Source organism: Microbacterium lacticum, from assembly GCF_006716815.1.
GTDB classification, from domain to species: domain Bacteria; phylum Actinomycetota; class Actinomycetes; order Actinomycetales; family Microbacteriaceae; genus Microbacterium; species Microbacterium lacticum.
Window position 1 is genome coordinate 145,595 of the sequence record NZ_VFPS01000001.1, and the last position, 15,752, is coordinate 161,346.

General features: G+C 71.1%; 16 protein-coding genes. 9 read left to right on the forward strand and 7 right to left on the reverse strand.

All coding sequences use genetic code 11. The annotated features are described in order from the left end of the window. Nucleotides 1-15: 15 nt before the first annotated feature. From FHX68_RS00715 to FHX68_RS00725, 3 genes are read right to left on the reverse strand one after another with little or no spacing between them, the layout of a single operon-like run. A complete protein-coding gene (locus FHX68_RS00715; protein WP_141380931.1) occupies nt 16-747 on the reverse strand; it encodes a glutamine amidotransferase in 732 nt (243 codons plus the stop codon). Continuing rightward, nucleotides 744-1,619, reverse strand: a complete 876-nt coding sequence (locus FHX68_RS00720) for a LysR family transcriptional regulator (protein ID WP_141380950.1) — start codon at nt 1,617-1,619, stop codon at nt 744-746. The genes FHX68_RS00715 and FHX68_RS00720 overlap by 4 nt, the downstream gene beginning before the upstream one ends. Before the next feature lie 56 nt (nt 1,620-1,675). After that, the gene (locus FHX68_RS00725; RefSeq protein WP_141920000.1) at nt 1,676-2,650 is read right to left on the reverse strand and encodes an IS481 family transposase; all 975 of its coding nucleotides are present in this window, start codon (nt 2,648-2,650) and stop codon (nt 1,676-1,678) included. Nucleotides 2,651-2,887: 237 nt separating this feature from the next. On the opposite strand from FHX68_RS00725, the gene FHX68_RS00730 reads away from it, so the two are divergent. From FHX68_RS00730 to FHX68_RS00745, 4 genes are all read left to right on the forward strand, one after another. Next, on the forward strand, nt 2,888-3,832 hold the full coding sequence (locus tag FHX68_RS00730; RefSeq protein WP_141378602.1) for an NAD(P)-dependent oxidoreductase: 945 nt from the start codon (nt 2,888-2,890) through the stop codon (nt 3,830-3,832). Continuing rightward, entirely contained in the window at nt 3,829-5,337 is a 1,509-nt protein-coding gene (locus tag FHX68_RS00735; protein ID WP_141378604.1) for a CoA-acylating methylmalonate-semialdehyde dehydrogenase, read from the forward strand. Before FHX68_RS00730 ends, FHX68_RS00735 begins: the two co-directional genes overlap by 4 nt. 105 nt (nt 5,338-5,442) lie before the next feature. After that, a complete protein-coding gene (locus FHX68_RS00740) occupies nt 5,443-5,667 on the forward strand; it encodes a response regulator (RefSeq protein WP_141378606.1) in 225 nt (74 codons plus the stop codon). A gap of 7 nt (nt 5,668-5,674) precedes the next feature. Further along, nucleotides 5,675-6,334, forward strand: a complete 660-nt coding sequence (locus FHX68_RS00745; RefSeq protein ID WP_141378608.1) for a CYTH domain-containing protein — start codon at nt 5,675-5,677, stop codon at nt 6,332-6,334. A gap of 66 nt (nt 6,335-6,400) precedes the next feature. Here FHX68_RS00745 and lpdA read toward each other — a convergent pair whose 3' ends face one another. After that, a complete protein-coding gene (lpdA, locus tag FHX68_RS00750; protein ID WP_141378610.1) occupies nt 6,401-7,801 on the reverse strand; it encodes a dihydrolipoyl dehydrogenase in 1,401 nt (466 codons plus the stop codon). 9 nt (nt 7,802-7,810) lie between these two features. Continuing rightward, complete coding sequence (locus FHX68_RS00755) at nt 7,811-8,449, reverse strand: copper resistance CopC family protein (protein WP_141378612.1); 639 nt, start codon at nt 8,447-8,449, stop codon at nt 7,811-7,813. 131 nt (nt 8,450-8,580) lie between these two features. Between FHX68_RS00755 and FHX68_RS00760 the strand changes: the two genes are divergently transcribed. Then, the gene (locus tag FHX68_RS00760) at nt 8,581-8,976 is read left to right on the forward strand and encodes a four-helix bundle copper-binding protein (protein WP_141378614.1); all 396 of its coding nucleotides are present in this window, start codon (nt 8,581-8,583) and stop codon (nt 8,974-8,976) included. Nucleotides 8,977-9,023: 47 nt separating this feature from the next. On the opposite strand, the gene FHX68_RS00765 is transcribed toward FHX68_RS00760, so the two are convergent. Then, nucleotides 9,024-9,371, reverse strand: coding sequence for a hypothetical protein (locus tag FHX68_RS00765; protein WP_141378616.1), 348 nt, complete (start codon nt 9,369-9,371; stop codon nt 9,024-9,026). A gap of 169 nt (nt 9,372-9,540) precedes the next feature. On the opposite strand from FHX68_RS00765, the gene FHX68_RS00770 reads away from it, so the two are divergent. From FHX68_RS00770 to FHX68_RS00780, 3 genes are all read left to right on the forward strand, one after another. Further along, nucleotides 9,541-10,038 (forward strand): FHA domain-containing protein, encoded by a 498-nt coding sequence (locus FHX68_RS00770; RefSeq protein ID WP_373288665.1) that lies wholly within the window; start codon nt 9,541-9,543, stop codon nt 10,036-10,038. Next, on the forward strand, nt 10,035-10,715 hold the full coding sequence (ftsR, locus tag FHX68_RS00775) for a transcriptional regulator FtsR (RefSeq protein WP_141378618.1): 681 nt from the start codon (nt 10,035-10,037) through the stop codon (nt 10,713-10,715). Before FHX68_RS00770 ends, ftsR begins: the two co-directional genes overlap by 4 nt. Before the next feature lie 93 nt (nt 10,716-10,808). Continuing rightward, on the forward strand, nt 10,809-11,354 hold the full coding sequence (locus FHX68_RS00780; RefSeq protein WP_141378620.1) for a MerR family transcriptional regulator: 546 nt from the start codon (nt 10,809-10,811) through the stop codon (nt 11,352-11,354). Nucleotides 11,355-11,423: 69 nt separating this feature from the next. Here FHX68_RS00780 and FHX68_RS00785 read toward each other — a convergent pair whose 3' ends face one another. Further along, complete coding sequence (locus tag FHX68_RS00785; protein WP_141378622.1) at nt 11,424-12,230, reverse strand: ParA family protein; 807 nt, start codon at nt 12,228-12,230, stop codon at nt 11,424-11,426. Nucleotides 12,231-12,333: 103 nt separating this feature from the next. Between FHX68_RS00785 and FHX68_RS00790 the strand changes: the two genes are divergently transcribed. Next, complete coding sequence (locus FHX68_RS00790) at nt 12,334-15,741, forward strand: pyruvate carboxylase (protein ID WP_141378624.1); 3,408 nt, start codon at nt 12,334-12,336, stop codon at nt 15,739-15,741. Nucleotides 15,742-15,752 lie beyond the last annotated feature (11 nt).

Here is a 15,752-nt window from a genome sequence, read left to right on the forward strand (position 1 = left end):
GGCGCGCGCGCCCGGTCAGCGGGCGTAGCGGCGGGTGAAGGCGGCGAGGATCGTGCCGGTGTGGGTGACTGGCAGGCGCCGCACCGCGTCGAGGGTCAGGTCGAGCTCGCCCGGGGCGAAGTAGCCGTGACCCGCGTACGCCCGGATGCGGGTCGAGATGCCCTCGACGTCGAGCTCGGGGTGGAACTGCGTCGCATACACGTTCTGCCCGAGCCGGAACATCTGGACGGGGCACTTCTCGCCCCGCACGAGCAGGGTCGCCGACGACGGCAACACCGTGATCGCCTCCTTGTGTCCGACGAAGGCGGCGAATGTGTCGGGCAGCTCCGCGAGGAGCGGGTCGGCGGCCCCGGCGGCCGTGCGCGTCACCTCGACGACGCTGATCGGCTCGCGATACGTCCCGTCGATCACCGCGCCCTCGTGCGCCCCGACCGTGCCGATGCCGTAGCAGGCGCCGAAGAACGGGAAGTCGCGCGCGATCACCTCGTCGAGCAGCCCCGAGATCTCCGCCTCGACGCGCCGCTGCACCGCCGACTTCGCCTCGACGGGATCGGAGGCGTTGAACGGTCCGCCGCCGACGAAGATGCCCGACCAGTCGTCGAGGTCGATCCGCCCGAGCGGCTCCGCCTCCAGCCGTCGCCGCACCAGCTGGTCTTCGCGCAGGCCCGTGTACCGCAGGAAGAGCTCGTACTCCTCGTCGGCCGGCACGTCTTCGGCGCGGGTGGCGAGCAGCAGGAACGGCTTCACGAGGCATCCACCGTCGTGTGCGCGCTCTGCACCGACGCGATGTATGTCGTGATGGCATCGAGCGTCGCCGCGACCGCGGGGTTGCGTGGCCCCTCGTCGCGCGCGACGGCCCAATAGGCGAGCGGATGCGCGTAGGCGCCGTCGAGCACCCGCACGAGGCGCGGGTCGGCGTCGCCGAGGAAGTCGGGCAGCAGCCCGATGCCGGCGCCCGCCGCGGCGCCCTCGACGTGCGCGAACACGCTCGTCGATCGCAGCGACGGGGGTGAGCCCGGCAGCTCCTGCAGCGCCCGGTCGAGCTCGTCGACCTGCAACGAGCTCTCGACGTAGTAGACGAGAGGATGCCGCGACAGCTCGGCCACGCTCTCAGGGGCGCCGTGGTCGGCCAGGTACGCCGGCGTCGCGTAGAGCCGCAGCGCGTAGGCGCAGACCGGCGTCGCGAACGCGCGGAGCACCTGCGGCCGTCCGACGACGATCTCGAGGTCGACGCCCGAGCGGTTCTGCCGCACGCGCTGCGTCGCCGAGAGGAGCTCGACCGACAGGCTCGGATGCTCGGCGCGCAGCGCCGTCATCGCGGGCGCGAGAAACACCGAGGTGAAGGCATCCGGCGCGCTCACCCGCACCATGCTGTGCACGAGGTCGCCGCCCTCACCCTCGACGAGCTCGCGCAGCGAGCGCTCGATGCGCTCGGCGACCGCGACGGCGCGGCGCCCGAGCGCCGTGACTTCCCAGCCCCCGGCCGTACGCACCAGCACGCGGCCGCCCATCGCCGTCTCGAGGGCCGCGATCCGCCGCGACACCGTCGAGTGGTTGACGCCGAGCACCTCGCCGGCGGCGGTGTAGCGGCCGAGACGCGCGACCGAGAGGAAGGTCATGAGCGCCTCGATGGGCAGCTCCGGGGGAGCGTCGGACGGCCGAGCGGACATGCCGCCTAGTTGTACTGACCTCGACCGTTGTTGATTCGGTCGATGGGGGTTTTGCCTCCGATGCCGAGGTGGTGCCTGTCTAGGTTGTAGTAGTCGAGCCAGGTCGTCAACCCTGCTTTTCGGTCGTCGTTCGAGCTCCAGGGGCGGGCGTAGGCCCACTCGGTGGCGAGGGTGCGGTTGAGGCGTTCGACTTTCCCGTTGGTCCAGGGGCAGTGCGGTTTGATGAACCGCTGTCGGATGCCGTGCGCGTCGACCACGGCCTTGAACGCGGCCGAGTGGCGGTAAGCGAACGCGTTGTCGCTGATGACGCGTTCGACCTTGACGCCGAGGCGCGCGTAGAACGCGATCGCGCGGTCGAGGACGCCCGCCGCGGTGGTGCCTTTCTCGTCGTCGTGGATCTCCGCGTAAGCAACTCGGGAATGGTCGTCGATGACGGTGTGCACGTAGTCGTAACCCAGGCCCCGCTTGCGCGCAGGACGTTGCCCGCGGCCATGCAGACGCCATCCGCCGCCGTCGGGGATACGGCCGAGTTTCTTCACATCAACGTGGATCAGGGACCCGGGATGATCATGCTCGTAACGCTGCGCGGATCGGCGGGTCGCGCGGATCACGGACCCCGTGACCGGGTCCAGCTCCCGCAGCAACGGCACGTGGTGGCGGCGCAACACCCTACCGACCGTTGAGGCCTGCAAGCCGAGCTTGTCAGCGATGAACACCGGCCCACGCCGAGTGAGGTGCCGCATGATCCGCACCCTCGCCTCCACGCACGCTTTGGTCTGGCGAGGGTGGGAGCGGGCGACGCTGGAACGATCGATCAGGCCCGCCGGGCCGCACTCCCGGAACCTGCGCCACCACCGCCACGCGGTCGTGCGGGAGATCCCCATTTCCGCGGCAACATGCGCGACCGCACGCCCCGACTGGATGCGCTGAACCATGATCAACCGGCCGGCCGGAGTCAGCCGGGCATTAGCGTGAGACAAGAGAGACCTCCGTGCGTTTGAGCTGAAGAACTTAGACAGCTCCAACTCGACCCCGGAGGTCTCTCCTACGTCAACAACGATCTGGGTCAGTACACCTAGTGTGCACCAGCGCACAGTCGTAGTGCAAATTTCGCGGCGGACTGTGCATTGATCTGCACACTCCGGCGTGCCTACAGTGAGAGCGACCGCACTCGCTGAGGAGCGCGGCGACCTTCGACGACGCAGGGAGCAGCAGCCATGTCGACCATCGCCTTCATCGGACTCGGACGGATGGGCGTGCCCATGGCCGCGCACCTGGTCGCCGCCGGGCACACCGTGCGCGGCGTGGAGATCAACCCCGCCGCGGCCGACGCCGCCCGGGCACACGGCATCGAAGTCGTCGACTCCGTCGCCGCGGCGCTCGCCGGCGCCGACGCGTGCCTCACCTCGCTGCCGAAGCCCGAGCACGTCAGCGCCGTCTACGGCGGCGACGACGGGATCTTCGCGCACGCCGAGGCATCCACGGTGCTCATGGACACCTCGACGGTCGACGTCGAGACCTCGCGCTGGTGCCACAGCGAGGCCGAGGCGCGCGGGCTCACCTTCGTGGATGCCCCGATCTCGGGCGGCACCGCCGGCGCCGAAGCCGGCACGCTGACCTTCATGCTCGGGGGAGCGCCCGACGACGTCGCCCGCGCTGCTGAGATCGTCGACCCGATGGCCGGCAATGTCATCGCCTGCGGCGAGGCGGGCGCCGGGATCGCCGCGAAGCTCGTCAACAACATGATGCTCTTCATCGGGGTCATGGCGATGTCGGAGGGCTCGCAGCTCGCCGAGCAGCTCGGCCTCGACGCGAAGACGTTCTGGGACGTCGCGCGGGTCTCGTCGGGCGACTCGTGGCCGCTCCGCACCTGGTACCCCGTGCCGGGCGTGCTCGAGAAGTCGGCCGCCAACAACAACTTCGACCCGACGTTCTCCGTCGACCTGGCCCGCAAGGACTGCGGACTCGCCGTCCAGGCCGGCGACACCACCGGCGTCAACCTGCCCGCCGCCCGCCTCGCCCTCGCGCAGCTCGACGAGCTCATCGACGAGGGCCTCGGCGGCAAGGACTGCACGCTCGTGGCGAAGCTGGCTTCGCCGGACGGCACGCTCCGCGGCTACGACCCCGCACTCGACCGCACTCTCGAAGGAACCCGCGCATGAGCACCACGATCGACACCCCCGTCCTGACCGCCATCCCGCACGTCATCGGAGGCGAACGCGTCGCCGCCGACGGGCGCACCGGCGCCGTCTTCAACCCGGCGACGGGCGCGCAGACGGGCGAGGTGGCCCTGGCATCCGCTGCCCTCGTGCAGGAGGCGGCCCGCACGGCGCAGGCCGCGCAGCGGGGGTGGCGCGCGACGGGCCTCGGCAAGCGCCAGCAGGTGATGTTCCGCCTGCGCGAGATCATCTCCTCGCGCGCCGAGGAGCTCGCCCGCATCATCACCGCGGAGCACGGCAAGACCGTGCCCGACGCCCTCGGCGAGGTCACGCGCGGGCTCGAGAACGTGGAGTTCTGCACGTCGCTCATGCATCACCTGAAGGGCGAGTACTCCGAGCAGGTCGCGGGCGGCATCGACGTGCACCAGGTGCGTCAGCCGATCGGGGTCGTCGCGTGCATCACGCCGTTCAACTTCCCCGCGATGGTGCCGCTCTGGATGGTGACGACGGCGATCGCCGCCGGCAACGCCGTGATCCTCAAGCCCAGCGAGCGCGACCCCTCGGCGGCCAACTGGATCGCCGACGCGTTCGCCGAGGCGGGGCTCCCCGCCGGCATCCTGAACGTCGTGCACGGCGACAAGGAGGCCGTCGACGCGATCCTCGACGACCCGATCATCCGGGCCGTCTCGTTCGTGGGGTCGACGCCGATCGCGAAGTACATCTACACGCGCGCGGCCGAGAACGGCAAGCGCGTGCAGGCGCTCGGCGGCGCGAAGAACCACATGATCGTCATGCCGGACGCCGACCTGGATTCAGCGGCGGACGCCGCGATCTCGGCCGGTTACGGCTCGGCGGGGGAGCGCTGCATGGCGGTCTCGGTCGTCGTCGCGGTCGGCGACGTCGCCGATGCGCTCGTCGCGAAGATCGCCGAACGGATGCCTGCGGTCACGGTCGGCGACGGCACCGAGCCCGGCGTCGAGATGGGCCCGCTCATCACCCGCGACGCGCTCGAGCGGGTCACGGGCTTCGTCGCCGGGGCGGAAGCCGAGGGCGCGCGCGTCGTCGTCGACGGGCGCGAGCTCGCCGTCGACGGCGACGGGTTCTTCATCGGACCCTCGCTCGTCGACGAGGTCGCCCCGGGCATGCGGGTCTACGACGAGGAGATCTTCGGTCCCGTGCTGTCGGTCGTGCGGGTCGGGTCGTACGACGAGGCCGTCGCGCTCATCAACGACAACCGCTACGCCAACGGCACCGCCGTCTTCACCCGTGACGGCAAGACGGCGCGTCAGTTCGAGTTCGACATCGAGGTCGGCATGGTCGGGATCAACGTCCCGATCCCCGTCCCGGTCGGCGCGTTCTCGTTCGGCGGGTGGAAGGACTCGCTGTTCGGCGACACGCACATGTACGGACCCGAGGCGTTCCAGTTCTACACGCGCCGCAAGGTCGTCACCACCCGCTGGCCCGAGCCGAGCGAGAGCCAGATCAGCCTCGGGTTCCCCACGCACTGAGAACGCACGCGGGGTGTGCCGCGCCGCGCGATGACGCGCGGCGCGGAGACGGGTGCCGCCAGCCGGGACGGTTAGGCTAGCGGCATCCATACAACGGAGGTTCAGATGGCGATCGCACGACTTCACGGCGGCCCCCTCGACGGGCAGGTCCTGCCGCTCGACGACGAGACCGAGGATGCCCTGGTCATGCCCTACAGCGAGACGCAGGTCGTCTACATGCGCAAGGGCGGACTGGAGAACACGGGGGAGGGCGACGGGCCCACCTCGAGCGACTTCTACTACTTCGAGGCCGAAGACGACATCGACCCCGACGCCGACCGCAACCAGTGAGTCGGGCGTGAGCGGCGAGGTCGTCCGCGGCGACGAGCCGAGCCGTTCGCTCGAGATCGAGCTGACGTTCGACGTCGCGGACGATCTCGCCGTCCCCACCTGGGCGGGCCTTCCGGGCGTGGCATCCGTGGATCCGCCCGAGCGGCGGGAGCTCGACGCGCAGTACTTCGACGTGCCCGGCTTCGCGCTCGGCCGCGCGGGCTATGCCGTGCGGCGGCGCACCGGCGGCCCCGACGAGGGCTGGCACATCAAGGGGCCGAAGGGCGCAGAGGGCGGCCGCGTCGAGCAGCACTGGCCGCTCGGCGGCCCCGACGACCCCGCGTCCGCGGCCCTCGTCGCCGCCCTCGCCCCGGTCGCACCCGCGGCTGCCGAGCCGGGCGCCCTCCGCCGCATCGCGCGCATCCGCAACGGCCGCGACGCGTACCTGCTGCGGGATGCCTCGGGAGCCGTCGTCGCCGAGTTCGTCGACGACCACGTCACCGCCCTCGACGAGACCCGCGGCGTGGAGACGACCTGGCGGGAGTGGGAGTTCGAGCTCGGACCCGCCGCGCCGGGCGACGCCGACGCGCGCGCCGCGCTGCTCGCCGCCGCGACCGGGATCGCGCTCGCGGCCGGGGCCCGCCCCGCGGCATCCGACTCGAAGCTCGCTCGCGCCCTCGGGCTCTGACCTCACACAAACGGCGAACGCCGCCCCCGGCTTCGATGGGGCGGCGTTCGTCGTGTGGGTGCCAGGTTACAGATTGATCATGTGGCCCGCGAGCCCGTGGAACGCCTCCTGCAGCGCCTCCGACAGCGTCGGGTGCGTGTGCACGTTGCGCGCCAGCTCGAGCGCGGTGAGGTCCCACTTCTGCGCGAGCGTCAGCTCGGGGAGGAGCTCCGAGACATCCGGTCCGATGAGGTGGCCGCCGACGAGCTCGAGGTGCTCGGCATCCGCGATCAGCTTGACGAAGCCGACCGGCTCGCCGAGGCCGTGCGCCTTGCCGTTGGCCATGAAGGGGAACGTCGCGACCTTGTACTCGCGGCCGGTCTCCTTGTACTGCGCCTCGGTGTAGCCGAACGAGGCCACCTGCGGCGAGCAGAACGTCGCGCGCGGCATCATGCGGTAGTCGCCGAGCGCCATGGTCTCGGCGCCGCCGATGGTCTCCGCCGCGACGACGCCCTGCGCCTCGGCGACGTGTGCGAGCTGCAGCTTGGCGGTCACGTCGCCGATCGCGTAGATGCCCTCGACGTTCGTGCGCATGAAGTCGTCGATCGCGATCGCACCGCGGTCGGTGAGCGCTACGCCGGTGTTCTCGAGCCCGAAGCCCTCGACGCGCGGCGCGAAGCCGATGGACATGAGCACCTTGTCGGCCTCGATCTGACCCTTCTCCCCGGTCTTGTTGTCGGAGTACGTCACGGTGACCTTGTCGCCGGAGTCGACGACGGTCTCGACCTTCGTGGCGACGAGGATGTCGACGCCGAGGTTCTTGTACTGCTTCGCGATCTCCTTGGAGACATCCGCGTCCTCGTTGGGGAGGGCACGGTCGAGGAACTCGATGATCGTGACCTTCACGCCGTAGTTCGTCATGACGTAGGCGAACTCCATGCCGATGGCACCGGCGCCGACGATGACGATCGAGCCGGGCAGCTCGCGCGAGAGGATCTGCTCCTCGTACGTCACGACGTTCTCGCTCAGGGTCACGCCCGGCAGCAGTCGCACGGTCGAGCCGGTCGCGATGATCACGTTGTCGAACGTGACCTCCTCGGTCTGACCGTCAGTCTTCGTCACCGTGATCGCCTTCGGGCCGGTGAACTGCCCGCGGCCCTCGTACTCGGTGACCTTGTTCTTCTTCATCAGGTAGTGGATGCCCTTGACGCGCCCGTCGGCAACGACGCGCGACCGGTCGAACGCCGCGCCGTAGTCGGCGGTGAACTCACCCGAGATGCCGAAGAAGTCGGCCTTGTGCTTCAGGGTGTGCACGACCTCGGCGTTCTTCAGGAGCGCCTTGGAGGGGATGCAGCCGACGTTGAGGCAGACACCGCCCCAGTACTTCTCTTCGATGATCGCGACGGACTGACCGAGCTGTGCGGCGCGGACCGCTGCGACATAGCCGCCGGGGCCGGCGCCGAGGACGACGACGTTGTAATGAGGCATGCCTCCAGCCTAGTCCTCGGTGCGACGGCGCTTCGCGGCCGAGGTGGCGGGGAAAACCGCGATGAGCGCGGCGAAGATCGCCACTACCGCGCCGATCCAGACCGCCGGCGACATGCCGCCGTCACCGGCGTCGTCGGCCGGTGCCGACTCGGTCGGGGAGGGTGCGGTGCCCGTCGGGGCGACCGCGGCGGGCGAGGTCGCGGCGGGAGAGCTCGCCGATGCCGACGCCTCGGGGGACGCGCCCGATCCGCCCGCGACGGTGAAGGTGAACTGGTCGGAGACCGGATGGCCGTCGCTCGAGACCACCCGCCACACGACCGTGACGAGGCCGGGCGCCGCGGACGCCGCCAGCGGCTGGGTGACCTTCGTGCCGTCGAGCACGGGATCGCCGCCCGTGATGTCGGCTCCGGAGGCATCCGTGACCACGATCTGCGTCGTGCCCGCCCCGTCGATGAGCACGCCGCTGAAGGTGAGGGTGATCTCGGCCGGCAGGGCGTCGACCTCGCTGCCCGCCGCCGGTGACGAGCCGATCAGCTCGTCGTGCGCGAAGGCCGGCGAGGCGACGAGTGTCAGCGCGAAGCCCACGATGAGGGCGAGAAGAGCGGTGGCGGCGGAGAATGGACGCGGCGTGTGAATTCTGTGTGACATCACCCGCCCCAGCCTAGGCGAGCCTGTCGCGCCGCGGCCGTGCGCGGTACGGTGGCGGCAGGCGGGCGGCCTGCGACCCCGTTGACGATCGCAGGTCCCGGTGCCCGTCTCCGATCGAAAGCGGGTGCGAGATGGACTCCATGATGATGGACGCCATGTCCGAGGACATGATGGCGATGGACGGCATGGCGGCGGTGGACATGGCGATGATGCAGGCGTGCATGGATGCCTGTGCCGCCTGCGAGCAGGCCTGCACGGTCTGCTCGACGCAGCTGATGGACTGCGCTCCGGCGTGCATGAACTGCGCCGACATGTGCCACACGATGATGCGCTCGATGCTGCGCATGCAGGGGATGACCGCGCCGGTGATGATGGCGATGCTCGACGCCTGCATCGCGATGTGTCAGATGTGCGAGGACGAGTGTCGCGCGCACGCCGACGAGAGCCCCGTCTGCGCGATGTGTGCCGACGCGTGCCGCGCGTGCATGGACGCCTGCATGGCGGTCAAGGAAGTCATGATGGCCTGAGCCCAGCGGGCTGGGAGCTCACCGGACGTGAGCGATGCCTCGATCGCTCAGAGCGCGAGGCAGTTGAAGAGGTGCCCGCCCACCGAGAGGGCGTGGTAGCGCGGGTGGAAGGCGACCGGGGTGCCCGGCACGAGGTGATGGGCGGCGCCCGCGCCGCTCCACAGCGCCAGCGGCGCGCCGTCGAGCGTGTGCAGCAGCAGGTTGCCCTCCGAGGCATCCACCGTGGTCACGATCGCGTCGAGCCATTCGCCGGGCGTCGCCGAGGCCAGGCGCGCCTGGATGAGGTGCACGGCGTGCCCGGGAGCGAACGAGGAGCAGGCCCGGCCGTGCACGCACATGCAGACCGCGCCCTGACGCACCGGGGTGGTCTCGAGGCGGTTGCGGGGCGTGGACACGGGGTGCTCCTTCGGTCGGTACGGTGATCGTGAGACTTCACGGTACGTCGGGCGCGTCGCCCGCCGCGCACCGAGCGACACACGGTGCAACACTCGGTGGGGCGCGGGCGGCCCGCGAGGGGTTCGCGGGACGGGCCGATCCGTTAGGGTGAAGAGGGAGGAGGACGCCGTGAACGGGAACGAGACGGGCGCCGTACGAGGCGCCGAAGACATCCGACGCGATGCGGGTGCGGCGCGCTCCGTGGATACCACGCAGACCTTCGGGCACGACTCCGACCTGTCCTTCACCCCGTTCGGCAGTGATCTGACCGACGCCGAGCTCGAGGCGATCGCGGCCCTCCCCGAGCGCGCGGCGCTGCTGCTCGTGCGCTCCGGCCCGACCGCGGGCGCGCGCTACCTGCTCGACACCGATGTGACGACGATCGGGCGCCACCCCGAAGCGGACATCTTCTTCGACGATGTGACGGTCTCCCGCCGGCACGCCGAGGTCACCCGCACGGGCGGCTTCTTCGAACTCGTCGACCAGCGCTCGCTCAACGGCACCTACGTCAACGGCGAGCGGGTCGACCGCGCCGTGCTCGACGACGGCGCGGAGCTTCGCATCGGCAAGTTCCGCCTGAACTTCTTCCTCTCGCCCGCCGGCCGCGCAGCGGTGGCTGGGGCGTGACGCCGGCAGCCTCACCCCGCGGACGCTCGGCGGCCGCGGGGCACCTGAGCATCGGTCAGGTGCTCGCACGTCTGACGCCGGAGTTCCCCGAGCTCAGCGCGAGCAAGCTCCGCTACCTCGAGGAGCAGGGGCTCGTCACGCCGCTGCGCACCGAAGCCGGCTACCGCAAGTTCTCGCCGTCCGACGTCGCGCGCCTGCGCACCGCGCTCACGCTGCAGCGCGACCACGACTTCAAGCTGGCACGCATCCGCGAGTACCTCGACGCCCACGACGGCGAGGAGGGCGTCGTGCTGCCGCCGTCCATCCTCGAGGCACCGCGCCGTTACCGCCGCGACGAGCTGCTCGCCACCGCGGGGGCGTCGCCGGCGCTTCTCGAAGGCGCCGTGAGCGCCGGCCTCGTGACCGCGGGGGAGAGCTACGACGAGCGCGCCCTGACCCTCCTGCGAGCCCTCGTGGCGCTGGACGCCCATGGCATCCAGCCGCGGCACGTCCGCGGCATGCGGCAGGCCGCCGAACGCGAGGTCGCCCTCGTCGGCAGCGCGCTCGCGCCGCTCCTGCGCCGCACCGACGCCGCCTCGCGGGCGCGGGCGAACGAACTCGCCCCCGAGCTGCTGCGCCGACTCGACGAGGTGCGCGCGGCGTTCGTGACCGCGGCGCTCGACCGGCTCGCGCCGTGAGCGCGGCGCGACACGCCGACGGCCCGAATGCGGATGTCGTTGCCGGTGAGGCACCTCTGATCTACCGTGGAAGCACATCGGCTGGAGGCGCAAATGAGCGAGCATGACGTGCCCGGTGACGCGCAGTTCGGGTCCGAGCTGCTGTTCACCGACGGGCTGCCGCAGATGGACGACGAGGTCGGCTATCGCGGTGCGGTCGCCGCTCGCGCGGCCGGCATCACCTACCGCCAGCTCGACTATTGGGCCCGCACCGAGCTGGTGCAGCCCACCGTCCGCGGGGCGAAGGGCTCAGGCTCGCAGCGGCTGTACGGCTTCCGCGACATCCTCGTTCTGAAGCTCGTCAAGCGCCTGCTCGACACCGGCATCTCGCTGCAGCAGATCCGCACCGCCGTCGACCAGCTGCGCGCCGCGGGCATCCGCGATCTTGCGGGTACGACGCTCATGAGCGACGGCGCCTCGGTGTACCTGTGCACGTCGAACGACGAGGTCATCGACCTCGTCAGCCGCGGCCAGGGAGTGTTCGGCATCGCCGTCGGCAAGGTGCTGCACGAGGTGGAGTCGACCCTGCTCGACTTCGACCCGCAGGCGCCCGACCCGGTCGACGAACTCGCGGCACGCCGCGCCGTCCGCTCCGCCTGACGGCGCGCGTCGGCGTCAGCCGGTCACGACATCAGGGATCGCCGCGCCGCGTGAGCGGATCGGAAGCGATCAGGCGCGCTGTTCGCCGGCCGCGATGCGTCCGGTGCGCATGACGCGGTCGAGCACCGCGTCGAAGTCGCCGGCGAGCTCCTGAGCGGAGTCGCCCGGCCAGATGTGCAGGGGCTTCGCCGCGCCCTGCGCCTGCTGCAGCGAGGTGCGCTCGGGCAGCTGCGGAGAGAGCACGAGCGGCCCGAACATGTCGCGGAGCTCCTTGATGCGGAACTGGTGCTCGATCGACTGTGGACGCACGCGGTTGACGACGATGCCGAGGGGCTGCAGGCGTGGCGACAGGCCGCGGCGGATCTCCTCGATCGCGCGGAGCGCCCGGTCGGCGGCAGCCACCGAGAACAGGCCGGGCTCGGTGACGACGATGACGCGGTCCGACGCCGCCCACGCGGTGCGGGTGAGCGCGTTGAGCGACGGCGCGCAGTCGATCAGCACGAGGTCGTAGTCGGCCTCGATCGTGGCGAGGGCCTCCTCCAGCTTCCACACGTCGCGCACGCTCGGGTGCGGGCCGTCGAAGTTGATCGCCGAGGGGCTGCCGATCATCACGTCGATCGTGCCCGCGTGCACCTTCGCCCAGCCGCTCGAGGTGATCGCCTGACGGACGACCTTCTCCTTGGGGTTGGCGAGCACGTCGGCAACGTTCAGGCGCCCGGCGACCTGGATGTCCATGCCCGTCGACACGTCGGACTGCGGGTCGAGGTCGACGACGAGAGTCCGCACGCCGCGGGCGAACGCCGCAGAGGCGAGGCCGAGCGTGACGGTCGTCTTGCCGACACCTCCCTTGAGTGAGGAGACGGAAAGTACGTGCACGAGGCTCTACGTTACCGTCCCCTAGGCTGTGAGGACACTCAGCTGTCCACTTGGCACCCCCGGCGTGTGATGTCGCACGCCGGCCTCTCCGTAAGAGGTGAGCATGTTCCGAAAGATCCTGGTCGCGAACCGTGGCGAAATCGCCATCCGAGGGTTCCGCGCCGCCGTCGAACTGGGCGCCCGCACGGTCGCCGTCTTCCCCTGGGAGGACCGGGGGTCGCTGCACCGGCAGAAGGCCGACGAGTCGTATGAGATCGGCGAGCCCGGGCATCCGGTGCGCGCCTACCTCGACATCGACGAGATCATCCGCGTGGCGCTCGCCGCCGGGGCCGACGCGATCTACCCCGGCTATGGTTTCCTGTCGGAGAACCCCGACCTCGCCGCCCGAGCGGCCGAGAACGGCATCGTGTTCATCGGACCGCCCGCCCGCGCGCTCGAGATGGCCGGCAACAAGGTGACCGCGAAGCACCACGCCATTGCGGCCGGCGTCCCGGTGCTGCGCTCCACCGAGGCATCCGACGACGTCGATAGCCTCGTCGCCCAGGCCGAGGAGATCGGCTTCCCCATCTTCGTCAAGGCGGTCGCCGGCGGCGGCGGCCGCGGCATGCGCCGCGTCGAGACCGCCGGAGAGCTGCCGCCCGCGATCGCCGAGGCGTCGCGCGAGGCCGAGGCGGCCTTCGGCGATGGGCGCGTCTTCCTCGAGCAGGCGGTGCTGCGCCCCCGGCACATCGAGGTGCAGATCCTCGCGGATGCCACGGGGGAGACCGTGCACCTGTTCGAGCGCGACTGCTCGGTGCAGCGCCGCCACCAGAAGGTCATCGAGATCGCGCCCGCGCCGAACCTCGACCCGGAGATCGCCGCAAGCCTGCACGCCCACGCCGTCGCGTTCGCCCGGTCGATCGGGTACGAGAACGCCGGCACGGTGGAGTTCCTCCTCGAGACAGCCGGGCCGCGCACCGGCGAGGTCGTCTTCATCGAGATGAACCCGCGCATCCAGGTCGAGCACACCGTGACCGAGGAGGTCACCGACGTCGACCTCGTGCAGTCGCAGATCCGGATCGCGGCGGGGGAGACCCTCGCCGACCTCGGCCTCCACCAGGAGAACATCCACCTGCGCGGCGCGGCCCTGCAGTGCCGCATCACGACGGAAGACCCCTCGCAGGGCTTCCGTCCCGACACCGGACGCATCACCACGTACCGCTCGCCCGGCGGCGCCGGCATCCGCCTCGACGGCGGCACGACGGCGGCGGGCTCGCAGATCAGCCCGCACTTCGACTCGATGCTCGCCAAGCTCACCTGCCGCGGGCGCGACTTCCCGGCCGCGGTCGCCCGGGCGCGGCGGGCGCTCGCGGAGTTCCGCATCCGCGGCGTCTCGACGAACATCCCGTTCCTGCGCGCGGTGCTCGACGACGCCGCCTTCGTCGCGGGCGACGTGTCGACCTCGTTCATCGACGAGCGGCCCGAGCTGCTCACCCGCAACCCCTCCCGCGACCGCGCCACGAAGCTGCTCAAGTGGCTCGCCGACGTGACCGTGAACCAGCCCTACGGCGAGAAGCCGCTGTCGGTCTCGCCGGGCAGCAAGCTGCCGCAGATCGATCTGCAGGCGCCGCCGCCGCGCGGGGGGCGTGACGTGCTGCGCGAGCTCGGCCCCGCTGGGTTCGCCCAGGCGCTGCGCGCCCAGACCGCCCTCGCGGTCACCGAGACGACGTTCCGCGACGCGCACCAGTCGCTCCTCGCGACCCGGGTGCGCACGCGCGACCTCGTGCGCGTCGGACCGCACGTGGCCCGGATGACCCCGCAGCTGCTCTCGGTCGAGGCGTGGGGCGGAGCGACCTACGACGTCGCGCTGCGGTTCCTCGCCGAAGACCCGTGGGAGCGCCTCGAGGCGCTCCGCGACGCGATGCCGAACATCCCGATCCAGATGCTGCTGCGCGGGCGCAACACCGTCGGCTACACGCCGCGGCCGACGGCGGTGACGGATGCCTTCGTCGCCGAGGCGGCGGCGACCGGCGTCGACATCTTCCGCATCTTCGACGCGCTGAACGACGTCGACCAGATGCTGCCGGCGATCTCGGCGGTGCTCGAGACCGGCACCGCGGTGGCCGAGGTGGCGGTCTGCTACACCTCCGACCTCCTCGACCCCGCCGAGTCGCTCTACACCCTGGACTACTATCTGCGCCTGGCCGACCGCATCGCGGCATCCGGGGCGCACATCCTCGCGATCAAGGACATGGCGGGGCTCCTCCGGCCCGCCGCGGCGGCGCGGCTCGTCACGGCGCTCCGCGAACGGTTCGACCTGCCGGTGCACGTGCACACGCACGACACCGCCGGAGGTCAGCTCGCGACGCTCCTCGCCGCGAGCGCGGCCGGGGCCGATGCGGTGGATGCCGCGGCCGCGCCCCTCGCCGGAACGACGAGCCAGCCCTCGCTCTCGGCCATCGTCGCCGCCCTCGCGCACACCGAGCGCGACACGGGCCTCGACCTCGACGCGGTCAGCGCCCTCGAGCCCTACTGGGAGGCGGTGCGTCACCTGTACCGCCCGTTCGAGTCGGGCCTGCCGGGCCCCACCGGGCGCGTCTACCACCACGAGATCCCCGGTGGCCAGCTCTCGAACCTGCGCCAGCAGGCGATCGCGCTCGGCCTCGCCGACCAGTTCGAGCGCATCGAGGACATGTACGCCGCCGCCGACCGCATCCTCGGGCGCATCCCGAAGGTGACGCCGTCGTCGAAGGTGGTCGGCGATCTCGCCCTCGCGCTCGTCGCGGCGAACGCCGACCCGGCCGACTTCGAGGAGAACCCGCAGGCCTACGACATCCCCGACTCGGTCGTGGGCTTCATGGCCGGTGAACTCGGCGACCTCCCTGGCGGGTGGCCCGAGCCGTTCCGCTCGAAGGTGCTCGCGGGCCGTGAGGTGACGGTGGAGGTCCCGCCGCTCACCGCCGACGAGGAGAGCGGGCTCGCCGGCGACGCGGCCGAGCGCCGCCAGACGCTCAACCGGCTACTCTTCCCGGCGCCCGCCCGCGAGTTCGAGCAGCTGCGCGCGGAGTTCGGCGACCTGTCGGCCCTCGGCACGCCCGACTACTTCTACGGCCTGAAGCCGGGCGAGGAGCACGTCGCCGAGATCGACCCCGGCGTGCAGCTCTACGTCGGGCTCGAGGCGATCGGCGAACCGGATGCCGCCGGCATGCGCACCGTCATGACGACGCTCAACGGGCAGTTGCGTCCCGTGTTCGTGCGCGACCGCAGCATCGCCGTCGAGACCCGTCGCGCCGAGCGCGCCGACACGTCCATGCCCGGCCAGGTGGCGGCGCCCTTCTCGGGCGCGGTGACCGTGAAGGTCGCCGTCGGCGACAAGGTGCAGGCGGGTCAGGCCGTGGCATCCATCGAGGCGATGAAGATGGAGGCGGCGATCACGGCTCCGGTCGCGGGCGTCGTCGAGCGTACCGTCGTCTCGGGCACGGCCCCGGTCGAAGCGGGAGATCTTTTGCTCGTCCTCCGACCCGCCGACTAGCCTGGGGCGGG